A 24,234-nucleotide genomic window follows, 5' to 3' on the forward strand; every position below is an offset into this window, starting at 1 on the left:
TTACTATGAAGCATATATTTATCACTACATTAAAACAATCCGTAGAATCCTGGCTCAAGGCTTTTCCGCAGTTAACGACTATCGCTGATGTTGTGTCAGCAGATGTTGCGGGGGCTTCTATCATCTGGGTACATGCGCAAATTGAACAAGGTCAGCAGTGGCGTAAGCACGTGCAGCAGATATTAACCTTCTTGCCCTCGGCCAAAGTGATCGTGTTATCAAATAACCCTGAACAGGCTGAAGCCATGCAGGCCCTCGAGTTGGGTGCCGTTGGCTATTTGCACGCTTATGCGCATCAGCACGTGCTGCAAGAAGTTTACAGTGTTGTTTCACATGGCGGGGTCTGGTTAGGCAGGGATGTACTTAAGCATCTGATCACGCTAACGACACGGGGTAATCCTCAGCCCGATGCCACGGAAGAAATTTTAGAGGGCTTGACCAAGCGCGAGCGTGAAGTTGCACTTGAGGCGGCCAGAGGTAATAGCAATAAAGAAATTGCACGTACGCTGTCTATTTCCGAGCGTACAGTCAAAGCACACCTGACGTCGGTATTCGACACCTTAAAAGTGCGTGATCGTTTGCACTTGGCATTGGTGTTGCAAGGTAAATCAGCGCAGGGACACTTCTCCCATGACGATAATGTGCAAAAAGATTCTTTGAATAAATTACACTTAAACTCCTGATTGATTAATATTTTTAATTTATGTTTATTTTTGTAAATTAATGAATTTAATCAGATTTTTTCAAAATTTTTGCTGTCTTACGGTCAAAATGTATGACATTTTTCACTAAAAGCCTATCTAAGTGCCTACTTTGATAGGCCATATACCCTTGTGCCGACACAATTCCGTGGTTATACTGGTTCTGGATGAATCTTTATAACTTGTTAAGAGTCTGCACATGAAACTAAAAAAAATCGCCTCGGCACTATTAATGGGTGTATTTTCTTTCTCGTCTATCGGTTGGGCTGCCAGTCCTGAGACGCTAGAGAAAATTATCGAAAAGGCTGTCTCCGAGAACCCGGAGGTTCAAGCCACCTTCCATGCATTCAAAGCAGCAGAGTTCGATGAATCTGCCGCCAAAGGTCGATACCTGCCGAACTTAACGGTTGACCAAACGTTCCGGAACCAAGAGCGCCTGACACCAAACGTTAATAACACTTTTACGCCCAATCAGCAATCCACCTTGACCTTGCGTCAAATGATTTTTGATGGTCTGGCAACGCCGTCTGAAGTTGGCCGCCTGGATCATGTGGCCAAATCTCGCTTCTATGAGCTGCAGGGTCAAATGCAGGGTGTGGCGCTGGATACCGCAACTGCTTATTTTGATTTGTTGCGCTATCGCCGTCTGGTGTCTTATGCACAAGATAACTTTGTGGTGCATAAACAGGTTTTTGACAAAATCAAATCACGCGTGGATGCCGGTGTAGGTAAGAAGGTGGATTTGGAGCAGGCCACTGGTCGTTTGGCCTTGGCTGAAGCAAACCTGCTGACTGAAACCACAAACCTATATGATGTGTCTGCCCGTTTTCAGCGTCTGGTGGGTGAGTTGCCGCCAGAGACCGTAAACGAAGTCATGCTGACAGGTGATGGCCTGGCTGGTAGCGCAGATCAGGTGTTGGATGCAGCTTACAAGCAAAACCCAAATATTCTTGCAGCCATTGAGAATATCATTGCAGTGGAAAAATCTGTGTCAGGCAAAAAAGCACCATTCATGCCGCGTCTGGACTTGCAGGGTCGCAAAGTTTTGGATGTGAATGGCGCAAGTAGAAACAGTACGTTAGCTGCAGATACCTTGGAAGTCACTGCCAGCTGGAATATTTTTAATGGATTCACAGATAAATCTAATCTGGATTCTGCTGTAGAAACTTTAAATCGTTCACATGATTTGCGCGATAAAGCGTGTATTGATACACGTCAGTTAGTTGCTATTGCTTACAACAATATCAAGCAGTTGAGTGAGCAAGTAGCGTATCGCAAGCAACATCAGGACTCCATCGAGAATGCACGCCTGGCCTATCGTAAGCAATATGATATCGGTCAACGTACCTTGCTTGACTTGTTGGATACGGAGAATGAATACTTCCAGTCACGCCGTAACTTTACCAATGCGGAAATGGACCTCAGTACTGCTTACGCCAGAACCTATGCTGGTCAAGGTTTGTTGTTGAGCAAGCTGGGTGTGACGCGTGCTGACGTGGGTGAGTATCCACGTGAAGAGTACATGGATCGCGAGAATGTGTGTAAGGCTGTTGCGCCTACGCAGGTTGTACCAGATAAGGCAGCATTGTTAGCCAATGCCAAACCTTGGGAAGGTGAAGCCTTTAAGCCTAAAGCACAAGAAAAAGCGACCATGAAGTTCACGCCTCGCATCTTGTTCCAGGCAAATAGCGCCATCATCTTGCCAGAGTCTTATGCGGATCTGGATATTGTGTATGACGTGGTTAAAGAGTGGGGTAATGACAAGGTTGAAATTGCAGGTCATACCGACAAGCGTAATACTTCGAAAGAGAAATACAACCTGTTGTTGTCAGAGAAGCGTGCTAAGGCGGTTGCTGATTACTTAGTGAAAAAAGGCCTGGATGCGCAGCGCATTGCAGTCAAAGGCTACGGTTTCTCGCAACCGATCGCTGAAAATGACCCTGTGAGTGGTAATGATGCCAACCGTCGCGTTGAGGTCATTCGATTCCAGTCTGTCGCTCAGTAATGTTGAGCTTAGCTCCCGCGTGTCGGGAGTGTAAAAAAGCGGTGCCAATAGGCACCGCTTTTTTTATATCTGCTAGCGTTGGTTGGCAAGCGTAATGGCCTCTAAGGCTGGTCCAGGCATTGTACTTTAGTACAATAGATTTCTGTTTTGGATTGGCGTCTAATACGACACTATCAGAATTGTCTCAATCTTAAGTGAGGATAAACATGGCTACAGTAATCGGAACTGTTACAAATATTCAGGGTATGGCTATCGTAGTTGATGCCAGTGGCAATCGCCATATGTTGAAAGTCGGCGAAGTGCTTCATGCAGGCGATAAAGTGATCACTGCTTCTGGCGCTGCTGTTGCCGTGAAGCTTGCCAACGGTGAAACCGTGAATTTTGCCGAAGCGCAAACAGTGAAGATTACTGATAACCTGGCTCAGGTGGATGTTTCTGACGTTACAGAGAATGCTGTGAACCAAACTGTCTTTGACGCAGTGCTGACTGCGTTAAATGAAGGCCGTGATATCACTGAAGTATTGGATAGCCCAGCTGCTGGTGAGGCTGGGAGTGATGGTAATGCCAGTTTTGTGAACCTGGACAGAATCCAGACACAAAATGCCGGTGGCGCCAACTATGATGGTGGTACTGGTGCAGGTGGAGCAGCGACAGGTGGTAACATTGCCCCTAACTATGTTTATCTGAGTCCTGCGAGCGGTGCGCCAGTTATCACGTTGGCGGATGATAAAGATGATGATGGCTATTTAAATGCGGGTGAGATCGGTACTAATGCTGTAACCACGAAAGCGACTGTGGTATTGCCGGCTGGTCTTGAACCAGGGGATACATTAAACGTTGTTCATAACAGCGGTACGATTAGTGTTGTATTGTCTGCTGCCAATATCGCACTTGGTTCTGTCGATGTCCAAGTGCCTGTTCCTGCGCAAGGTTCAACATTAACAGTGACAGCAAGTATTACTAATCAATCTGGTCAACTTTCGCCATCTACTTCTGACTCTGCAATTATTGATACGGTTGCGCCAAACATCCCAGCTTTTGAAGGCTATGATGATGTTGGTCCAATCCAAAGTGTGATCGCCAATAATTCCACTATTGACGATAACAAGCCTGAAATCCGTGGTTCGAATGGCAACCCTGGTGACACAATTACTATCTACGACAATGGTACCAAGCTTGGTACAGCGCTTGTTCAGCCGGATGGTAAATGGACCTTTACGCCGACAACGCCGTTGGTCGATGGTTTGCACAGCATTACAGTGACTGCGACTGATCCGGTTGGTAACACAAGTAATCCATCGCAGCCTTTGGACTTCACTGTGGATACGGTTGCGCCAAACATCCCAGCTTTTGAAGGCTATGATGATGTTGGTCCAATCCAAAATGTGATTGCCAATAATTCCACTATTGACGATAACAAGCCTGAAATCCGTGGTTCGAATGGCAACCCTGGTGACACAATCACCATTTACGACAATGGCACCAAGCTTGGTACAGCGCTTGTTCAGCCGGATGGTAAATGGACCTTTACGCCGACAACGCCGTTGGTCGATGGTTTGCACAGCATTACAGTGACTGCGACTGATCCGGCTGGTAACACAAGTAATCCATCGCAGCCTTTGGACTTCACTGTGGATACGGTTGCGCCAAACATCCCAGCTTTTGAAGGCTATGATGATGTTGGTCCAATCCAAAATGTGATTGCCAATAATTCCACTATTGACGATAACAAGCCTGAAATCCGTGGTTCGAATGGCAACCCTGGTGACACAATCACCATTTACGACAATGGCACCAAGCTTGGTACAGCGCTTGTTCAGCCGGATGGTAAATGGACCTTTACGCCGACAACGCCGTTGGTCGATGGTTTGCACAGCATTACAGTGACTGCGACTGATCCGGCTGGTAACACAAGTAATCCATCGCAGCCTTTGGACTTCACTGTGGATACGGTTGCGCCAAACATCCCAGCTTTTGAAGGCTATGATGATGTTGGTCCAATCCAAAATGTGATTGCCAATAATTCCACTATTGACGATAACAAGCCTGAAATCCGTGGTTCGAATGGCAACCCTGGTGACACAATCACCATTTACGACAATGGTACCAAGCTTGGTACAGCGCTTGTTCAGCCGGATGGTAAATGGACCTTTACGCCGACAACGCCGTTGGTCGATGGTTTGCACAGCATTACAGTGACTGCGACTGATCCGGCTGGTAACACAAGTAATCCATCGCAGCCTTTGGACTTCACTGTGGATACGGTTGCGCCAAACATCCCAGCTTTTGAAGGCTATGATGATGTTGGTCCAATCCAAAATGTGATTGCCAATAATTCCACTATTGACGATAACAAGCCTGAAATCCGTGGTTCGAATGGCAACCCTGGTGACACAATCACCATTTACGACAATGGTACCAAGCTTGGTACAGCGCTTGTTCAGCCGGATGGTAAATGGACCTTTACGCCGACAACGCCGTTGGTCGATGGTTTGCACAGCATTACAGTGACTGCAACCGATCCAGCTGGCAATACCAGCGATCCATCTACGCCACTGAACTTTACGATAGATACTGTTCCACCAGCTCTATTTATTAGCCTGGATGCCAACGTGGCAGGTGATGGCATTGTGAACGTCGCTGAATCTACAGCGGCTGCAATCCCAGTGACTGGTACCGTGAGTGGTCAGTTTAAAACTGGCGATATCGTCACAATCACTGTTAACGGTAAAGACTTTACTGGCGCTGTGACTGCTACAGGTACATTCTCAATTAATGTGCCAGGTGCCGATTTGGCCGCTGATGCGGACAAAACGATTGATGCGCGCGTCACTACATCAGATATTGCCGGTAACACAACAACGGCGACCGATACCCAGACGTACACAGTTAATCTGTTGCCACCAGCATTGGCGATTAGTCTGGATGCGAACGTTGCAGGTGACGGCATTGTGAACGCAGCTGAGTCTACAGCGGCAGCGATTCCAGTGACTGGTACAGTCAGTGGTGATTTTAAAGTGGGTGATGTAGTCACTGTGACAGTCAACAACAAAGACTTCACTGGTACAGTGCAAGCTGGCGGTAAATTCTCAATTAATGTTCCTGGTGCCGATTTGGCTGCAGACTCTGACAGTACAGTATTTGCCAGCGTGACAACGACTAATGCTGCTGGTAACAATGCGACAGCGACTGATACACAGACCTACACTGTGAACGTATTGCCACCAGCGCTGGCGATCAGCCTGGATGCGAATGTAGCTGGTGATGGCATTGTGAACGTGGCTGAGTCTACTGCCACTGCGATTCCAGTGACTGGTACCGTAAGTGGCCAGTTCAAAACTGGCGACATTGTGACGGTTACGATTAATGGTAAAGACTTTACTGGCGCAGTTGCGACAGATGGTACTTTCTCAATCAATGTGCCTGGTGCCGATTTAGCTGCTGATGCAGACAGCACGGTATTTGCCAGCGTCACAACCACCAATGCGGCAGGTAACAGTGCGACAGCAACGGATACACAGACTTACACAGTAAACCTGTTGCCACCAGCTTTGGCGATCAGCCTGGATGCAAACGTTGCAGGTGACGGCATTGTGAATGCAGCGGAATCTACAACAGCAGCGATTCCAGTAACTGGTACCGTAAGTGGTCAATTCAAAGTCGGTGATGTCGTGACTGTGACGATCAACAACAAGGACTTCACTGGCACAGTGCAAGCTGGTGGTAAGTTCTCAATTGATGTCCCTGGTGCAGACTTGGCTGCTGACTCAGATAGTACGATCTTTGCGAGCGTGACAACGACAAACGCAGCAGGTAATAGTGCGACCGCAACGGATACACAGACCTATACTGTAAACGTATTGCCGCCAGCAGTTGCAATCAGTCTGGATGCGAACGTTGCAGGTGACGGCATTGTGAACGCAGCTGAATCTACAGCGGCAGCGATTCCAGTGACTGGTACCGTGAGTGGCCAGTTCAAAACTGGCGATATCGTAACAATCACTATAAACGGTAAAGACTTTACCGGTGCTGTTGCGACAGATGGTACTTTCTCAATCAATGTGCCTGGTGCCGACTTGGCGGCTGACTCAGATAGCACCGTATTTGCCAGCGTGACAACGACAAACGCAGCAGGTAATAGTGCGACCGCAACGGATACACAGACCTATACTGTAAACGTATTGCCGCCAGCAGTTGCAATCAGCCTGGATGCAAACGTTGCTGGCGATGGCATTGTGAACGTTGCTGAATCTACAGCAGCTGCAATCCCAGTAACTGGTACAGTGAGCGGCCAATTTAAAACTGGCGACATTGTAACGGTGACGATTAACGGTAAAGACTTTACTGGTGCGGTTGCTGCAAATGGTACCTTCTCAATCAATGTGCCTGGTGCCGACTTGGCTGCTGACTCAGACAGCACCGTATTTGCCAGCGTGACAACGACAAACGCAGCAGGCAACAGCGCGACAGCGACCGATACACAAACATACACCGTGAACGTATTGCCACCAGCAGTTGCAATCAGTCTGGATGCGAACGTTGCAGGTGACGGCATTGTGAATGTAGCTGAATCTACAGCGGCTGCAATTCCAGTGACTGGTACTGTGAGTGGCCAGTTCAAAACTGGCGACATTGTGACGGTTACGATTAACGGTAAAGACTTTACTGGTGCAGTTGCGACGGACGGTACTTTCTCAATCAATGTGCCTGGTGCAGATTTGGCAGCAGATCCTGATGCAACGGTATTCGCCAGCGTCACAACCACCAATGCGGCAGGTAACAGTGCGACAGCAACGGATACTCAGACCTACACAGTAAACCTGTTACCACCAGCATTGGCGATCAGCCTGGATGCGAACGTAGCTGGTGATGGCATTGTGAACGTTGCTGAATCTACAGCGGCAGCGATTCCAGTAACTGGTACCGTAAGTGGCCAGTTTAAAGTCGGTGATGTTGTGACTGTGACGATCAACAACAAGGACTTCACCGGCACAGTGCAAGCTGGCGGTAAGTTCTCAATTAATGTGCCTGGCGCAGACTTGGCTGCGGATTCCGACAGCACAATATTTGCGAGTGTAACAACAACGAATGCTGCTGGTAACAGTGCGACAGCAACTGATACACAAGACTATAAACTGGCAGTGAATCCAAACTTGTTTGCAACAATTGCCTTGGATGCAAACTTTGCTGGCGACGGTATTATTAATATCGAAGAAGCTAAAGCTACCTCAACTATTGCGGTGACTGGTACCGTTGGTGGTGATGCTAAAGCAGGTGATCCGGTAGTCGTCACCATCAATGGCAAAGATTACAACACAACTGCTATTACCCGTCCTGATGGTAAATTGGGTTTCAGTGTGAATGTCGCTGGTAATGAACTGGCTGCTGACCCAGACAAGACTATCGATGCGAAAGTGACAGTAAGTGACAATGCTGGCAATAGCTTGAGTCAGTCAACACAACTGACGTATACCGTTGACCTGACACCGCCAGTGGCGACAATCGCGCTTGACGCCAACTTCGGTGGTGATGGCATCATCAACATTGAAGAAGCGAAAGCGACTTCGATCACTCCGGTAACCGGTACAGTTGGTGGCGACGCCAAACTGGGTGACCCAGTAGTTGTGACTATCAACGGCAAAGACTACAACACAACAGTGATTACCCGTCCTGACGGCAAACTGGGCTTCAGTGTCAATGTGGCTGGTAACGAGCTGGCTGCTGATGCTGACAAGACTATCGATGCCAAGGTCACTGTGACTGACAACGCTGGTAACACCGCGAGCCAGTCTACCCAGCTGACTTACAGCCTGGATCTGACGCCACCTAAAGCCGAGATCGCGCTTGACGCCAACTTCGGTGGTGATGGCATCATCAACATTGAAGAAGCGAAAGCGACTTCGATCACTCCGGTAACCGGTACAGTTGGTGGCGACGCCAAACTGGGTGACCCAGTAGTTGTGACTATTAACGGCAAAGACTACAACACAACAGTGGTTAGCCGTCCTGACGGCAAACTGGGCTTCAGTGTCAATGTGGCTGGTAACGAGCTGGCTGCCGATGCTGACAAGACTATCGATGCCAAGGTCACTGTGACTGACAATGCTGGTAACACCGCGAGCCAGTCTACCCAGCTGACTTACAGCCTGGATCTGACGCCACCTAAAGCCGAGATCGCGCTTGACGCCAACTTCGGTGGTGATGGCATCATCAACATTGAAGAAGCGAAAGCGACTTCCATTACGCCAGTAACGGGTACAGTTGGCGGCGACGCCAAACTGGGTGATCCAGTAGTTGTGACTATCAACGGTAAAGACTACAACACAACAGTGGTTACCCGTCCTGACGGCAAACTGGGCTTCAGTGTCAATGTGGCTGGTAACGAGCTGGCTGCCGATGCTGACAAGACTATCGATGCCAAGGTCACTGTGACTGACAACGCTGGTAACACCGCGAGCCAGTCTACCCAGCTGACTTACAGCCTGGATCTGACGCCACCTAAAGCCGAGATCGCGCTTGACGCCAACTTCGGTGGTGATGGCATCATCAACATTGAAGAAGCGAAAGCGACTTCCATTACGCCAGTAACGGGTACAGTTGGTGGCGACGCCAAACTGGGTGACCCAGTAGTTGTGACTATCAACGGTAAAGACTACAACACAACAGTGGTTACCCGTCCTGACGGCAAACTGGGCTTCAGTGTGAATGTCGCTGGTAATGAACTGGCTGCTGACCCAGACAAGACTATCGATGCGAAAGTGACAGTAAGTGACAATGCTGGCAATAGCTTGAGTCAGTCAACACAACTGACGTATACCGTTGACCTGACACCGCCAGTGGCGACAATCGCGCTTGACGCCAACTTCGGTGGTGATGGCATCATCAACATTGAAGAAGCGAAAGCGACTTCGATCACTCCGGTAACCGGTACAGTTGGTGGCGACGCCAAACTGGGTGACCCAGTAGTTGTGACTATCAACGGCAAAGACTACAACACAACAGTGATTACCCGTCCTGACGGCAAACTGGGCTTCAGTGTCAATGTGGCTGGTAACGAGCTGGCTGCTGATGCTGACAAGACTATCGATGCCAAGGTCACTGTGACTGACAACGCTGGTAACACCGCGAGCCAGTCTACCCAGCTGACTTACAGCCTGGATCTGACGCCACCTAAAGCCGAGATCGCGCTTGACGCCAACTTCGGTGGTGATGGCATCATCAACATTGAAGAAGCGAAAGCGACTTCGATCACTCCGGTAACCGGTACAGTTGGTGGCGACGCCAAACTGGGTGACCCAGTAGTTGTGACTATTAACGGCAAAGACTACAACACAACAGTGATTACCCGTCCTGACGGCAAACTGGGCTTCAGTGTCAATGTGGCTGGTAACGAGCTGGCTGCTGATGCTGACAAGACTATCGATGCCAAGGTCACTGTGACTGACAATGCTGGTAACACAACGAGCCAGTCTACTCAGTTGACTTACAGCCTTGATTTGACACCGCCTGTAGCGACAATCGCTTTGGATGCCAACTTTGGTGGCGACGGCATTATCAATATTGCCGAGTCTCAACCAGGTGTAAATCAGCCTGTCACTGGTACTGTCGGTGGTGAGGCCAAACTGGGTGACCCAGTGGTTGTGACTATCAACGGTAAAGATTACAACACAACAGTGATTACCCGTCCTGACGGCAAATTAGGCTTTACTGTGAGTGTGCCTGGTTCAGAATTGGTTGCCGACGTAGACAAAACTATTGATGCTAAAGTGACTACAACAGATACCGCTGGCAATATTGGTGTAGCCACCACGCAGCTGACTTATGTAGTGGATGTCATTGCGCCGAACAAACCAACCATCGATAACATCTATGATGACTTTGGTGCAGTGAAAGGCAATGTCGGAAATGGCGGTGTGGCTGATGATGCAACGCCAACCTTAACCGGTAAGGCGGAAGCGGGTAGTACCGTGACTATCTACGATGGTTCCACCAAAGTAGGTACTGCTGTTGCTGATAAAGATGGTAAGTGGACATTTACGCCGACGACTGACATTACCAAAGGTTTGCACAACTACACTGTGACTGCCACTGACAATGCAGGCAACATCAGTGTGCCTAGCGACAACTATGCATACACACTCAATCAGTCACCAGTCTTTGTGACCCTGGATGCGTCTGCTTCAGTGTCTGAAGATGGTCTGCCAAACGGTTTGCTGGACTCTGGTCCTTCTAATGTTATCGCTAGCGGTTCCATGGGTATTTCTGATCCAAATGGCGACTTGAAGAGCGTGACCCTGACAGAGCCAACAACGACCTACACCTCTGGTGGTACGACTATCACCTGGTCAGGCAATAACACAGGTACTTTGATTGGTTCTGCCAATGGTAAAGAAGTGATTCGTGTCACGATCGACAGCAAAGGTGACTATGCGGTGCAGTTGTCAGGCCCGATTGATCATCCAGTGGCTGGTCAGGAAGATACTTTGGCAATCAAGTTTGGTGTGAACGCCAACGATGCTGACACGACGACTAAAGGCTCTATCACTGTTAATGTTTCAGATGATGCGCCAACAGCGACTAACCAAACCGTGACGGCTACCAACTCTGCCAATACCAACCTCATGATTACGCTAGATATTTCTGGCAGTATGACGACCACTGATGGTGTGAATAATCAGACCCGTTTGGCCAGTGCTATTCAGTCAATTAAGAACTTGCTGGATAAATATGACGACATGGGTGACGTGAAAGTCTCACTGGTGGTATTTGCAGGTTTGGATCAAACCAAACAATTGGGTAATGGCTGGTTGACCGTTGCACAAGCCAAGGCTTACCTGAATAATCTGTCAGCGGATGGTAATACCAACTATGACTCTGCGTTGAACACGGCCATGAATGCGTTTGGTACATCCGGTAAGCTGGATAATGCACAAAACGTGTCCTACTTCTTCACTGATGGCCAACCTAACCGTGGTGTCGGTGGTGATAGTAGCTTGACTGGTCAAGAGAATAGCAATAATGGAGACAGAGGTATCCAGCAAGCAGAAGAGGCGACATGGATTAACTTCCTGAATAACAACCATATCAAGTCTTACTCGATTGGTATCGGTTCCGGCGTCACTTCAAACACTGAGTTGAATCCGATTGCTTATGATGGCCAAACGGGTACGAATACAGATGGCGTACGTGTGACATCGTTTAACCAGTTAGACTCTGTCCTGAATGAGACTGTGAGCAGCCCAATTACCGGTAGCTTGACCTCAGGTGGTGGCTTTGGTGCAGATGGTGGTTATGTGAAATCGATTGCGGTTGACGGTTCTACTTATACCTTCAACTCATCAACCGGTGCCATTACCGTGACGGGTACCAATAACAGTACGTATGATGCTACCAGCCATAAACTGGTGATCACGACTGCACAAGGCACTTTGCTGGTTGATATGGATGATGGTTCATTCTCATTCACACCGAAAAACACCAGCGTTGCTGGCACCAGCTCGTTTAATTACACATTAAGCGACAATGATGGCGATACCAGTTCTGCAACGCTGACTGTGAATGTGGCTAAGCAGATAACCTCTATCCCACAAGTGGCGCCAGAAGTCAGCAATGGTATGGGGGCCGCTGGCTTGTTGACCTTGCCAGGTTTGTTGAATGTAGACTTGCTCAACTTCTCAAGCCGTCAGGCATTCACTGCAAGTGATGTGAATAACAACATCAGCTCTGTGACGATTGCCTATAACACCTTTATTGGTGTGACATTAGGCACGGCCTATCTGACTTATTCACAAGCCGTTGCGAATGAGTTGGGCCTGAATGTGAGCTACACGCAAAGCAGTGGTTTCCTCGGCTTGATCGGTGCTAATGGCAAAATGGTGATCACTGCTGCTGATGGTGGCACAGTGGATAACCTTGCGCTCAATGAGTTCTTGTCAACGGTTAAAACCAATGAGCAGGCCGTTGATTTGAGCCTGTTCCAGAACTTCAAAATCACTGCAGTGGACAGCACTGGCTTGCAGGACAGCGAATCAGCCTCTAACCTGATCAATATTGATTTGTTGAACAGCAATAAAGGGACGCCAATTATTGGTGGTGATAGCGCTGACAATACCGTGAATGGTACGTCTGGCAATGACATTATCTACGGTTACGCCGGTAACGATACCTTGAATGGTGGCGCTGGTAATGACATCCTGCGCGGTGGTGCTGGTAACGATAAGCTGAATGGCGGCGATGGCAACGACATCCTGATCGGTGGTAAAGGTAACGATACCCTGACTGGAGGCGCTGGCGTAGACGTATTCAAGTGGGATCGTGCTGATGATGGCCCGGCAGGTACGCCAGCACGTGACACTATCACCGATTTCAACAAGAGCTCTGTCAGCCAGGGTGGCGATATCCTAGATGTACGTGACTTGCTGCAAGGCGAGAATGCGGGCAACCTAGTGAACTACCTGCACTTTGAAAAATCCGGCAGCGATACAATTATCCATATCAGCTCTAATGGTGGTTTCGCAACGGATGCACACAATGTGTCTGGCAGCTTTAGCAGTGGTAATACTACCCAGCAGATCGTGCTGAGTGGTGTGGACCTGACCACAGGTCAGACCTCTGATGCAGCGATTATCTCTAACTTGTTGTCACAGCAAAAACTGATTACTGATTAATTATCAGTGTCTGTCAAAAAAGCGACCTTCGGGTCGCTTTTTTATTTTCTATTGATCATGAGCCGGCCCCCATTCTCTATGGGCCAATTTACTTGCATATTGCAATAAGAGGCATAAAAACATTTGTTAACATATTTATGTTTGTTTGATTAATGTTGGTAAAATAAGTTAATTAATGTTTTATTTGGTTTTCTTGTATGCATCTAGCAGGTTTTGTTTTAAGCGTTCAGAAGTGGATTTATCGCGTACGCATCCTCCAGATTGTTCTCGGTTTTTTGCTACTACTTGCCAGCGGTTCTGTCGATGCCATGTACTCCTTTCCGGCTGCGCCAAGTGCGCCACTACCGCCAGGATGTAGCGGCAGTGCGGGCGTGTATACGTGTACTGGCTTTATTAATATTCAAGATCAGGTGCAGTTTCTTGATATTGGTAATGTCGCGATTACCGTTAATGGTACTTTGAATATCGGCGCTTATCGAATCGGCAGCGCAGCGCAATCGGCCAATGTCACGTTTTATAGCAATGGTCCGGTCACACTAAACACGACTATCCTACATGCAACGATTAATGCGGGCATCAATGTGGTAACGGTGTATGGCGCCTCATATATTCGTGGCAATCTGCTCATCTCAAATGGCTCAATTAATGCCGCTGGCACAATACAGGGGGATGTGATCAGTAGTGGTTTTGGCGCTATCTTTATGGCACAAGATGCCGTGGTGAATGGCAATGTGGCTGGCAGAACCGGGCCGGTCACGCTCTCGCGTGCGGTTGCCGTCAATGGCATGCTGAGCACGACGACAGGCAGCATCAATCTCACGGGCTTTAACACGATCACAAACGGGGTGAATTGTGATGGTTGTTATATGTTTGTGAGTGGCCAAAGTCATGCAGTGTCAGGCAATGTCAGCGTTGGTAGCCTGGATGGTGGCTCATCACAAAATAGTACTTATTACGGCGCTATTAATGTACAGGCTGGATACCTTACCCTGGGTAATGGGACGACCGTACAGGGAGATGTCAGTGTCACTGCCGCCGGGTTAATACACGCGAGTATGACCATTTACCAGACGGTCGTTCAAGGCAGCGTCAATATCCGCTCTGACATTGACTCCGTCGTGTCTTTATATAGCGGCTCTACCATTAATGGCAGCGTGCAGGTGACAAATACGAATGCGCTGACAGCCTCAATCAACAACAATGTTTATATCGACAGCCAATCAGTCATTAACAATTCTGTCACCGTGACTGGCGGCATTGATAACTATGGCAGGATTACTGGTTGCGCAAAAAGCAGCGCCAATAATATTTGGGCAATCAAGCTAGAGCTCAATTCAAACACGGGCGGGGTTTGCTGTGCCAATAGTGGCACATGCTCTCAAAGTTCTTGTGTATTTAATCCGTTCAACTATGTTGTACGCAAATGTACAACGCAAGCCGCTAAATTTAACTGTATTGATCCGTCCGTGGCGAATCCGAATGCAGCCAATGGCCACTTATTCACCCAGGTAGCAAATAGTGGGTTTAGTGTCGCTGTGGTCGCACTGGCGGCCGATAGTAGTGTGAGTACCAATTTTGTTGACGTAGGAGAGGCCAATAAAACGGTTGAGGTGAAATGGATAGATTGTGGTGATCCTGCAGTATTGATTAATCAAACCTGTGGCGGTATCAAAACAACGCTCTTGACGCAGAATGTGACTTTCAGCAGTAGTGACCTAGGGCGTAAGGGTATTTTAACAACAATCACCAATGCTTATAAAAATTTGCGGTGCCAGGTGACAGATACCAATGCTAGCCAGCAGGTTTCGCTGTCGACGGATAACTTTGCCGTGCGGCCTGCTAGTTTTAACAGTATAAGCTCAGGCAATGCCAATGCAGATGTTGTCAATGGCGCCAGCACGAGCAACAGCCCGGTCATTAAAGCGGGCAGTGGCAGGTTTGAGATGACCGTTGCTACTGGCTTGTCCAACTATAATGGCATTCCTCAAATTGAAAATAACCTGATCACCGCACACTCAGGCGCAGTGCGCACCGGTGCATTGTCGGGAGTATTTGGGCAAGCGAGTAATGGTGCTAGTACAGGCACTGATTTTAGCTATGACGAAGTTGGCTATTTTAGATTTAACGCGCGGGGTGTTTATGATGACACCTTTACCCAGGTGGATGCCAGTGTTGGTGACTGTGTGGCAGGGTTTACTGCCAGCAATAACAAACAGGCCTGTGCCTTTGGCTATGCGCCGAGTACAAATGTATTTATCGGGCGCTTTGTGCCAGACCATTTTCAGGTGATTCCAGGCGCCGTGAGCAGAAATGCTTGCGGAAATTTCTCTTATTTTGATCAAGATAGCAATACTAACCCGGGGGTGACGACGCCTTTCACCCTCATCGCTCAAAATGTAGCCAATGGCACCACGTGGAATTTTACGGCTGCTTTTGCTGCCATTTTTGATCCTTTAAACATCAATAATTATCATTTTACGCTGTCACCATCCGTGGGGGCGACGCTTAATCCTAGTGCAGCAGCTCCAGCTTTAACCGGCAGCTGGAGTAATGGTGTTGCAGCGGTGATGGCCAAGCATAAAATCTCTCGCCCGGCCGCGCCTGCCAGCCCACAAAGCATGAGCATCTCCGCCCAGCCTCAATATATCGATGCGGGCGTCACGATCTCTTCGCCACAAACAGTGCTTGCGTCCAGTATGGACTATCGCTACGGTAAACTGATGCTGCACAACGCGCATGGTTCTGAGCTATTGCCCTTACCTTTGCAATTAGAGGCGCAATACTGGAATGGCACTGCTTATGTGAGAAATCAGGCAGACAGCTGTACGCTCATCCCATCTTTAAGTGTGGTGCTTAAAAATTACAAAGGCAATTTAACGGCCTGTGAAACTACCTTGTCGTCCAGTGCAAGCATGAGTCGTGGGTTGCTAAACCTGAAGCTCGGTGCGCCTGGGGTTGCGCAAAATGGTATCCCGAATACGGGGAGCGTAGATGTGGAGGTCAATCTGGGGGCTGCGGCAAATGCAGACAGGACCTGCACTACACCATTGGAAGTGCCTGCGATAAGTGGTGTGTTGCCCTGGTTCGGGGCCGTAGATCCTGTGGCGCGGGCAACATTCGGCATTTATAAAACACCTATCGTCTATATGCGCGAAAGTTTTTAAGCGCGGGTTGTGTACGCAGCCAATTGACTGCGTACACGTCGTGTTTAAACCATCAGCATATCCACAAACTGATTGACTGAAGTAGCTTCCAGTTTGGCCTGATCCTGACACAAAGCCAGAATCTCGGCTTGTCTGGCTGAATCAAAACGGCGCGCCAGGTTGACTTGGAATTTCTTCACCAGCTCCGGGATGCCTTCGCCACGGCGACGGCGGTGGCCAATCGGATATTCCACGGCAATATTGCTGGACTGCGTACCATCTTTAAAGAAAATCTGGATGGCGTTGGCAATCGAGCGTTTTTCCGGGTCGAGGTAGTCACGTGTGTATTCTGACTTCTCTACACAAGTCATTTTGTCACGCAGGGCATCAATGCGTGGGTCGGCTGCTGCGGCATCTTCGTAGTCCAGCGCCGTCAAACTGCCTTTGAGCAAGCCCACGGCGGCCATATACTGAATACAGTGATCGCGGTCGGCCGGGTTATTCATGGGGCCGGTTTTATCAATAATGCGAATCGCCGACTCATGGGTGGTGATGACGATTTTCTCAATATTGGCGATATCTTCCAGCGTTTGCAGGCGATTGCCGACCTCTTTGTTTAACTGGAATGCAGACTCCACCGCGGTTTGTGCATGGAACTCGGCCGGGAAGGAGATTTTGAACAATACCTGCTCCATCACATAACTGCCGTAAGGGCGCTGGAACTTGAAGGCATTGCCTTTAAACAGGACATCATAGAAGCCCCAGGTCTTGGCCGTGAGTGCGCTTGGGTAACCCATTTCGCCTTGCAGTGTCATCCAGGCCAGGCGCACCGCACGTGAGGTGGCATCGCCAGCCGCCCAGGACTTACGTGAGCCTGTATTCGGGCTATGACGGTAGGTACGCAAACTTTGGCCATCAACAAAGGCGTTAGACACGGCATTGATAATGTCTTGCTTGTTACCACCCAATAGTTTGGTCACCACGGCGGTTGAGGCGATTTTAACCAGGATCACGTGGTCCAGGCCCACACGGTTAAAACTGTTTTCCAGTGCCAGCACGCCTTGAATTTCATGCGCCTTAATCATGGCGGTCAGTACGTCTTTCATCGTCAGCGGCGCCTTGCCTTCAGCTACGTGTTTGCGTGACATATAGTCGGCAGAAGCCAGGATGCCGCCCAGGTTATCAGAAGGGTGGCCCCATTCTGCCGCCAGCCAGGTATCGTTAAAATCCAGCCAGCGGATCATGGCACCGATGTTGAAGGCCGCCAGGATAGGGTCCAGCTGATAAGAGGTCCCTGGTACTTTGGCGCCATTCGGCACTACAGTCCCGGCAATCACCGGCCCCAGTAATTTGGTGCAAGCCGGATAATCCAGGGCTTCGAAGCCACAGCCCAAGGTATCCATCAGGCAGTTACGGGCGGTGTCATAGGCCTCAGCCGAGTTGATTTCAAAATCTGCCACGTAATTGGCAATATCAACAATCACCTGATCTGGGTCAGGGCGAACGTTGGAAATATGGGCGGACATAATGTGTTTCTTTCAAATAAAAGATTAAGCCACAGAGGACAGAGATAGCACAGAGCTGGTCGAGAAAAGGATTTTCTCTGTGCTCTCTGTGTCCTCTGTGGCAAAAATTAACGTTTTTCCAAAGGTACAAACGGTCTGTTATCCGGGCCGTTGTATTCCGCATTCGGACGAATAATCTTGTTGTCTATACGTTGCTCAATGGCATGAGCTACCCAGCCGGTGGTACGTGAAATCACAAAGATAGGCGTGAACATGCCAGTTGGGATGCCCATCATGTGATAGCTGGAGGCGCTGTACCAGTCCAGGTTGGGGAACATGTTTTTCTCGCGCCACATGGTTTCTTCAATGCGGGCAGAAATATCAAATAATGTCATATTGCCTGCATCTTGGCAGAGTGATTTGCTGACAGCTTTAATCGACTCATTGCGGGGGTCGGCGATGGTATAGACCGGATGGCCAAAGCCAATAATGATTTCCTTGCGTGCCATACGCGCCATGATGTCAGACTCTGCCTCATCCGCTGTTTTGTAGCGCTCGATAATCTCCATCGCCGCTTCGTTGGCGCCACCATGCTTGGGGCCGCGCAGGGCACCAATGGCCCCCGTGATGCAGGAGTACAAGTCAGACAGGGTGCCAGCAATCACGCGTGAGGCGAAAGTCGATGCGTTAAACTCATGCTCGGCATACAGCACCAGTGAAGTATTCATGGCCTTGATATGCAACGCAGACGGTTTTTTGCCATGCAAGATATGCAGGAAGTGGGCGGCAATCGAATCGTCATCGGTTTCTACCTCAATCCGCACACCACGGTGGCTAAATTGGTACCAGTAAATAAGGATGGAGCCAAAACAGGCAATTAATCGATCACCTAATGCCTGTGCGCCCGCCGTATTGCGGTCAATGGCTTCTGGCTCCAATGTGCCCAACATAGAGCAACCCGTGCGCATCACATCCATAGGGTGCGCATTGGCAGGAATCTGTTCCAGTACGGCTTTAAGTGCACTGGGCAGGCCGCGTAGCTTTTTGAGCTTTTGGTGATAAGCGGTGAGCTGTGGTTGGGTGGGCAGCTCGCCGTGTATCAGCAAATAAGCGACTTCTTCGAACGTCGCATGTGTTGCCAGTTCGATGATATCGTAACCACGGTAATGCAAGTCATTACCGCTATGGCCCACGGTGCAAATGGCCGTGGTGCCGGCAGCCACACCCGCCAGCGCGACGCCTTTTTTGCGTTTCGGGGCTTCGGTGGCTGCAATGGTTGGATCAGTGGTGGTGTTCATAACTAACCTCCTTGTTTCTGGTCGCGTGTGTTGATTATTTATACAGCGCGTCTAGTTTCTGTTCAAAAGCGTGATAACCCAGGTGCTCATACAAGTCGGCACGCGTTTGCATCAGGTCCAATACATTTTTTTGTGTGCCATCCTGGCGCACGCCTTGATACACTTTAAGCGCGGCCTGGTTCATGGCGCGAAAAGCTGATAAGGGGTATAGCACCATGCCTACGCCAGCGGTTGCCAGTTCGCTTACGCTAAACAACGGTGTAGAACCGAATTCGGTGATGTTTGCCAGTACCGGCACTTTAACTGCATCAACAAACTGCTGGTACATGCCAAGTTCTGTCATGGCCTCCGGAAAAATCATGTCGGCGCCAGCTTCAACACAGGCACAGGCGCGGTCTATGGCGGATTGCAAACCTTCTACCGCCAGCGCATCGGTGCGCGCCATAACGACAAAGTCATCATCAGGTTTGGCATCCACTGCAGCTTTGACGCGGTCTACCATTTCGTCCAGGCTGACAATCGCCTTGTTGGGGCGGTGGCCACAACGTTTGGCACTGACCTGGTCTTCAATATGCACGGCCGCTGCCCCCGCTTTGGCGACACTTTTAATGGTGCGCGCAATGTTGAAGGCGCCGCCAAACCCAGTATCAATATCGACCAGCAATGGCGTATCGACGGCATCGGTAATCCGGCGCACATCGACCAATACATCTTCGAGGCTAGAAATGCCTAAATCTGGCAGACCTAAGGAGCCTGCAGCAACGCCGCCGCCAGACAAATAGATGGCTTTAAACCCGGATTGTGTGGCCAGCATGGCGTGATAGGCATTGATGGCACCGATAATCTGTAATGGTTTTTCTGCGGCCAGTGCGGCGCGGAAACGCGCGCCTGCTGTTGTGATTTGTTGCATATTTAAACCCTTATCTTTAAGCCACAGAGAACACAGAGGTCTCAGAGAGATACATCAAGCTGAATAAAAAATGTCTCAGATTTTCTCTGTGTGCTCTGTGTGCTCTGTGATCTCTGTGGCTAAGTATTAAAAGAAGGCGTGTTCAGCATCTTCCGGCATGGCAACACCGGTTTGCTTGGCTTTTTGCAGCACTTCCCAGAAATAACGATAGGTGGCACGGTCATGCAGTTCACCCGCATACTGAATTGGCCCCCAATCGGCCGCTTGTGCTGCCAGCAGGATATTGGCGGCGTCTGTCACCTCGTCAAAATTAGGTTTCATGGCATCGACAATGGCCTGAATCTGCGTCGGATAGATGCTCCACATACGCATAAAGCCGAATTCGTTACGCGCGCGATACGCATCGCTGTAAGTGACTTCTACATTTTTCAGGTCTAGCGTCACGTTGTGCGCAGGCACCACGCCATTGGCCAGCGCGGCAGAGACGACTTCGGTCTTGGCGCGTGCCAGCAACCGGTGGTCAAATTGGCCTGGGCTACGCATGGCTGCGGCGGGAATGGCGCCGTGGTGGGCGCTGACAAAGTCCATCAGGCCGAAATCCAGCACCTGCAACCAGGGCAGTTGTGCAATCTCATGCACTTGTCTGAGTGCGCCATGCGTTTCAATCAGGATATGTACCGGAATCTCACGGCGAATGCCGTGTTGCTTCGCGACTTGCTGAATATAGGTGATCATTTCACGGGCTTGGGCGATATCGGTACATTTAGGAATCGTGATATAGCTCAGCACTTCCCCCGCGCCGCCGACCAGGATGTCGATATCCTTTTTCCAGTGCGGGTGCGTGTAGTCGTGAATACGTGCCCCGGCCATTTTGTATTTATTGGCTTCGGAATTCAGTATGCGGACGATCATTTCTGCATGTGCTTGTTCCTGGCCGCTGGCGGCGCCATCTTCGCAATCACAGGTAATATCAAATACCGGGCCTGCAGCATTAGGCGTGGCCGGGTCTTGTAACGACAAGGCTTTCAGGATCAACTTTTCGCTACCGGCAAAATGTTCACAAGCCGGAATCACCGGAAACGGCTTTTCACCGCCAAAAAGTGCCTGATTTGGATGAACAGCCATGTTTAGTTTCCTTTGCGTGGAATAAGAACGGTATAGTCGAGATCGAGCACCACGTGCGGGTGATAGCCCTGCGTGGTTTTGATGTTTTCTAGGGTGGCTGGCGGCATATTTTTGACGCCGACCATACGTAAGCGCAATGCGCCTAACTCAGGATGGGGCAGGGCCCATTTATCCAATACCTTGGTCAGGCAATAAATGGTGTCACCCGAATAACTTGGATTGGCATGGGTGCCACCGTTAATCGCCAGGATCGCAATGGCGTTTTCCAGGCCTTCATAACTGAGGGCACGACAGGCCGAAATCACCACGCCGCCGTATACCAGGCACTGGCCCTGCGGTGTGCTTTTCATCAGGTGCGCATCAAAGTGCAGGCGCGCATTGTTCTGATATAAGTGCGTGGCCATAGTATGGTCACTTTCATTGATGGTCAGGCCAGAAGGGTGGCGCATGCATTCACCCACTTCGTAATCGTCCCACCAGTATTGACCAGCTGTGGCTGTGCCCAGGCTGTTATTGAGCTTGAAGTGGGCTGGCACGGCTAATGATTCGGGGCTGACAAATTCAGGCAGCTCAGGAATGACAGTGTCCGGCGCTGGCGCCTCCTGATTTTTCTTGTGCACCATCACCCAGCGTACCCAGCTGAGTACTGGTTGCTGATGCTGGTTGACCGTGGTTGAGCGCACCCAGACCACGCCACTTTTGCCGCTGGAATTCTGTTTAAGGCCTATGACTTCACTGGCGGTTGTCAGCGTGTCGCCCACGTATACGGGCTGGATAAACCGTACATCTGCGTAGCCGAGATTGGCGACGGCATTGACTGAGATATCTGGGACGGTCTTGCCAAAGGCAATATGAAACGCCAGCAGGTCATCAATCGGCATCTGCGGGTAACCCAACGACTGTGCCAGCGGCGTGCTGCAATGTAGGGGGTTGCGTGCGCCCGTTAGCGCAATATACAGCGCCGTGTCACCTGTCGTGATGGTGCGCGGCGTGGCGTGCTGGATGGTTTCACCCAGTACAAAATGTTCGAAAAAACGTCCGGTGTTGATTTTTGTGCTCATTTTCAACTCCTTTATATAAACTCTTCTTCCAGCTCGGCAATGGCCTCTGCCAGTTGAATCAAGCGTTGTGCGGCTTTGATATGGTGATGTTCGACCAGTTTGTCATTCACCACCACCGTGCCGCGCCCACCCTCGTTGGCTTCTTTGAGGGCTTTGATAATCAGCCGCGCATGTTCGACTTCTGCGCGTTGTGGCGTATACGCGTCATTGCAATAAGCAATTTGCGCCGGATGCACCAGCGATTTGCCATCCATGCCGATGTCTCGGCCTATGCGGCAGGCATATTCAAACGAATGCATGTTCTTGAAATCTGACGTAATACCATCAATCACGCCTTTGCCGTAAGCGCGCGCGGCCAGCACCACCAGGGATAATGAGGTCAGGATGGCTGAACGTTCGTGCGTCACACGGGCGTGAAGTTGTGAAATCAGATCTGAGGTTGCCATCACCATACAGATGACGCGGTCTGAGGCTGCGGCAATTTCCTTGGCATTCAATACGGCCAGCGGGCTTTCTATCATGACCATCATGGGTACATTTTTGCCGCCAGCCTCATCTAGTAACTGCTGCGCCTGCAATACATCTTCGCGTGACTCTATATTAGGAAACAAAATGGCATCTGCACCAATATTGGCCACCGCTTGAATGTCGTCATGGCCCCAGATGGAGTGCAAGTCATTGACGCGCACCACGACTTCTCTTTTGCCGTAGCCACCTTGCTGCACCGCATTCACCACGTTGTGGCGTGATTGAATTTTGGCATCGACCAGAATAGGGTCGCCCAGGTCCAGAATGACAGAGTCTGCCGCGAGCGAGCGAGCACGTTCCAGGTAATGTTGATTACAGCCAGGAACATATAGCATCGAGCGTCTGGGTCTGAGCGCATATGACATGGGTTTTCCTTTGTTACGGCAAGAAATTAGATTCATTATTCATGAATAAAAAAACTGTGTCAACAAATATCTTATGTCTTATATAAGATATAAAATAGTGGACAATAAAAAAGCGCTGTGATATAAATTAAAAACCTTGTTTCAGGTGCAATTGATGGTGCCAATCATGAATGGAGTCGAATCTATGGATAAGCAGTTAGGGTCGCCGAGTTACCGGCCGCTGTATGACCAAATTAAAGTGCTGATCACGCAAAGCCTGATCGGCGGGGAGTGGCGCCCCGGAGATATGATTCCCAGCGAAATTGACCTGGCGCAGCGGTTTAAAGTCAGTCAGGGCACTGTGCGCAAGGCGATTGATAGCCTGGCGACAGAAAACATCCTGATTCGGCGCCAGGGCAAAGGTACTTTTGTTGCTACGCACAACCAGGATGACGTCAAGCTGCGTTTCTTGCGTCTGACCGCAGAAAATGGCCAGAAAGAAATGCTGCAGAATGAGTTTATCTCCTGCATTAAAGGTAAAGCCAGTGTGCATATCGGTAAGGTGCTGGAAATGAAGGCTGGCGCAACCACCATAGATGTGAAGCGTTTGCTGACGTTCTCGGGTCGCCCTCTGATTTATGACCACATTATTGTGCCTGCCGCACCATTTAAAGGATTGAACCGCGCCAAGGTAGAAGAGAGCAATGGCTCGATGTATAGCATGTATGAATCACAGTTTGGTGTGCGCATGATCCGGGCGGAGGAGCGTATTAAAGCAGTCGCGGCGGATGCGGAAGTGGCCAAGGCTTTGGGCTTGAAAGAAGGTTATCCGCTGCTGAGTATAGAGCGCGTGTCATTTACTTATGGCGATAAGCCGATGGAGTGGCGTTTGGGTTTGTGTCTGACTGACGATCACCACTACATGAGCGAATTAGAATGATTGAAAA

At 49.7% G+C, this 24,234-nt stretch carries 11 protein-coding genes; 5 read left to right on the forward strand and 6 right to left on the reverse strand.

Annotation, left to right across the window (positions count from 1 at the left end; translation table 11 throughout):
- Positions 1–5 precede the first annotated feature (5 nt).
- The 4 genes from GQ52_RS10695 to GQ52_RS10710 all read left to right on the forward strand — a co-directional run bounded on the left by GQ52_RS10695 (position 6) and on the right by GQ52_RS10710 (position 16,537).
- Positions 6–683, forward strand: a complete 678-nt coding sequence (locus GQ52_RS10695; RefSeq protein WP_019882600.1) for a response regulator transcription factor — start codon at positions 6–8, stop codon at positions 681–683.
- Positions 684–900: 217 nt separating this feature from the next.
- A complete protein-coding gene (locus tag GQ52_RS10700) occupies positions 901–2,706 on the forward strand; it encodes a TolC family outer membrane protein (protein ID WP_047517582.1) in 1,806 nt (601 codons plus the stop codon).
- 206 nt (positions 2,707–2,912) lie between these two features.
- Complete coding sequence (locus tag GQ52_RS10705) at positions 2,913–13,373, forward strand: retention module-containing protein (protein ID WP_081979343.1); 10,461 nt, start codon at positions 2,913–2,915, stop codon at positions 13,371–13,373.
- Positions 13,374–13,570: 197 nt separating this feature from the next.
- The gene (locus GQ52_RS10710) at positions 13,571–16,537 is read left to right on the forward strand and encodes a DUF6701 domain-containing protein (protein WP_235273186.1); all 2,967 of its coding nucleotides are present in this window, start codon (positions 13,571–13,573) and stop codon (positions 16,535–16,537) included.
- Positions 16,538–16,581: 44 nt separating this feature from the next.
- Here the strand turns inward: GQ52_RS10710 and GQ52_RS10715 are convergent, their stop codons facing one another.
- From GQ52_RS10715 to GQ52_RS10740, 6 genes are all read right to left on the reverse strand, one after another.
- Positions 16,582–18,042, reverse strand: coding sequence for a bifunctional 2-methylcitrate dehydratase/aconitate hydratase (locus GQ52_RS10715; protein ID WP_047517591.1), 1,461 nt, complete (start codon positions 18,040–18,042; stop codon positions 16,582–16,584).
- Between the two features lie 107 nt (positions 18,043–18,149).
- On the reverse strand, positions 18,150–19,319 hold the full coding sequence (gene prpC, locus GQ52_RS10720; RefSeq protein WP_047517594.1) for a 2-methylcitrate synthase: 1,170 nt from the start codon (positions 19,317–19,319) through the stop codon (positions 18,150–18,152).
- A gap of 34 nt (positions 19,320–19,353) precedes the next feature.
- Entirely contained in the window at positions 19,354–20,229 is an 876-nt protein-coding gene (gene prpB / locus GQ52_RS10725) for a methylisocitrate lyase (RefSeq protein WP_047517597.1), read from the reverse strand.
- A 126-nt stretch (positions 20,230–20,355) separates the two neighbouring features.
- A complete protein-coding gene (locus tag GQ52_RS10730; protein ID WP_047517600.1) occupies positions 20,356–21,354 on the reverse strand; it encodes a CoA ester lyase in 999 nt (332 codons plus the stop codon).
- A gap of 2 nt (positions 21,355–21,356) precedes the next feature.
- On the reverse strand, positions 21,357–22,415 hold the full coding sequence (locus GQ52_RS10735; protein ID WP_047517603.1) for a MaoC family dehydratase: 1,059 nt from the start codon (positions 22,413–22,415) through the stop codon (positions 21,357–21,359).
- An 11-nt stretch (positions 22,416–22,426) separates the two neighbouring features.
- Positions 22,427–23,308 (reverse strand): CoA ester lyase, encoded by an 882-nt coding sequence (locus GQ52_RS10740; RefSeq protein ID WP_024931054.1) that lies wholly within the window; start codon positions 23,306–23,308, stop codon positions 22,427–22,429.
- 184 nt (positions 23,309–23,492) lie between these two features.
- Here GQ52_RS10740 and GQ52_RS10745 point away from each other — a divergent pair, with 184 nt between their 5' ends.
- Positions 23,493–24,227: a GntR family transcriptional regulator gene (locus tag GQ52_RS10745; RefSeq protein WP_019882589.1), complete on the forward strand. Its 735-nt coding sequence runs from the start codon at positions 23,493–23,495 to the stop codon at positions 24,225–24,227.
- Positions 24,228–24,234 lie beyond the last annotated feature (7 nt).

The sequence above is a fragment of the Methylophilus sp. Q8 genome (assembly GCF_000800115.1).
Taxonomy (GTDB): domain Bacteria; phylum Pseudomonadota; class Gammaproteobacteria; order Burkholderiales; family Methylophilaceae; genus Methylophilus.

What these genes read in the sequence shown, in the direction of transcription:
- GQ52_RS10695 (WP_019882600.1), top strand. Translation starts at nt 6, where the DNA reads ATGAAGCATATATTTATCACTACATTAAAACAATCCGTAGAATCCTGG.
- GQ52_RS10700 (WP_047517582.1), top strand. Translation starts at nt 901, where the DNA reads ATGAAACTAAAAAAAATCGCCTCGGCACTATTAATGGGTGTATTTTCT.
- GQ52_RS10705 (WP_081979343.1), top strand. Translation starts at nt 2,913, where the DNA reads ATGGCTACAGTAATCGGAACTGTTACAAATATTCAGGGTATGGCTATC.
- GQ52_RS10710 (WP_235273186.1), top strand. Translation starts at nt 13,571, where the DNA reads ATGCATCTAGCAGGTTTTGTTTTAAGCGTTCAGAAGTGGATTTATCGC.
- GQ52_RS10715 (WP_047517591.1), bottom strand. Translation starts at nt 18,042, where the DNA reads ATGTCCGCCCATATTTCCAACGTTCGCCCTGACCCAGATCAGGTGATT.
- prpC (WP_047517594.1), bottom strand. Translation starts at nt 19,319, where the DNA reads ATGAACACCACCACTGATCCAACCATTGCAGCCACCGAAGCCCCGAAA.
- prpB (WP_047517597.1), bottom strand. Translation starts at nt 20,229, where the DNA reads ATGCAACAAATCACAACAGCAGGCGCGCGTTTCCGCGCCGCACTGGCC.
- GQ52_RS10730 (WP_047517600.1), bottom strand. Translation starts at nt 21,354, where the DNA reads ATGGCTGTTCATCCAAATCAGGCACTTTTTGGCGGTGAAAAGCCGTTT.
- GQ52_RS10735 (WP_047517603.1), bottom strand. Translation starts at nt 22,415, where the DNA reads ATGAGCACAAAAATCAACACCGGACGTTTTTTCGAACATTTTGTACTG.
- GQ52_RS10740 (WP_024931054.1), bottom strand. Translation starts at nt 23,308, where the DNA reads ATGTCATATGCGCTCAGACCCAGACGCTCGATGCTATATGTTCCTGGC.
- GQ52_RS10745 (WP_019882589.1), top strand. Translation starts at nt 23,493, where the DNA reads ATGGATAAGCAGTTAGGGTCGCCGAGTTACCGGCCGCTGTATGACCAA.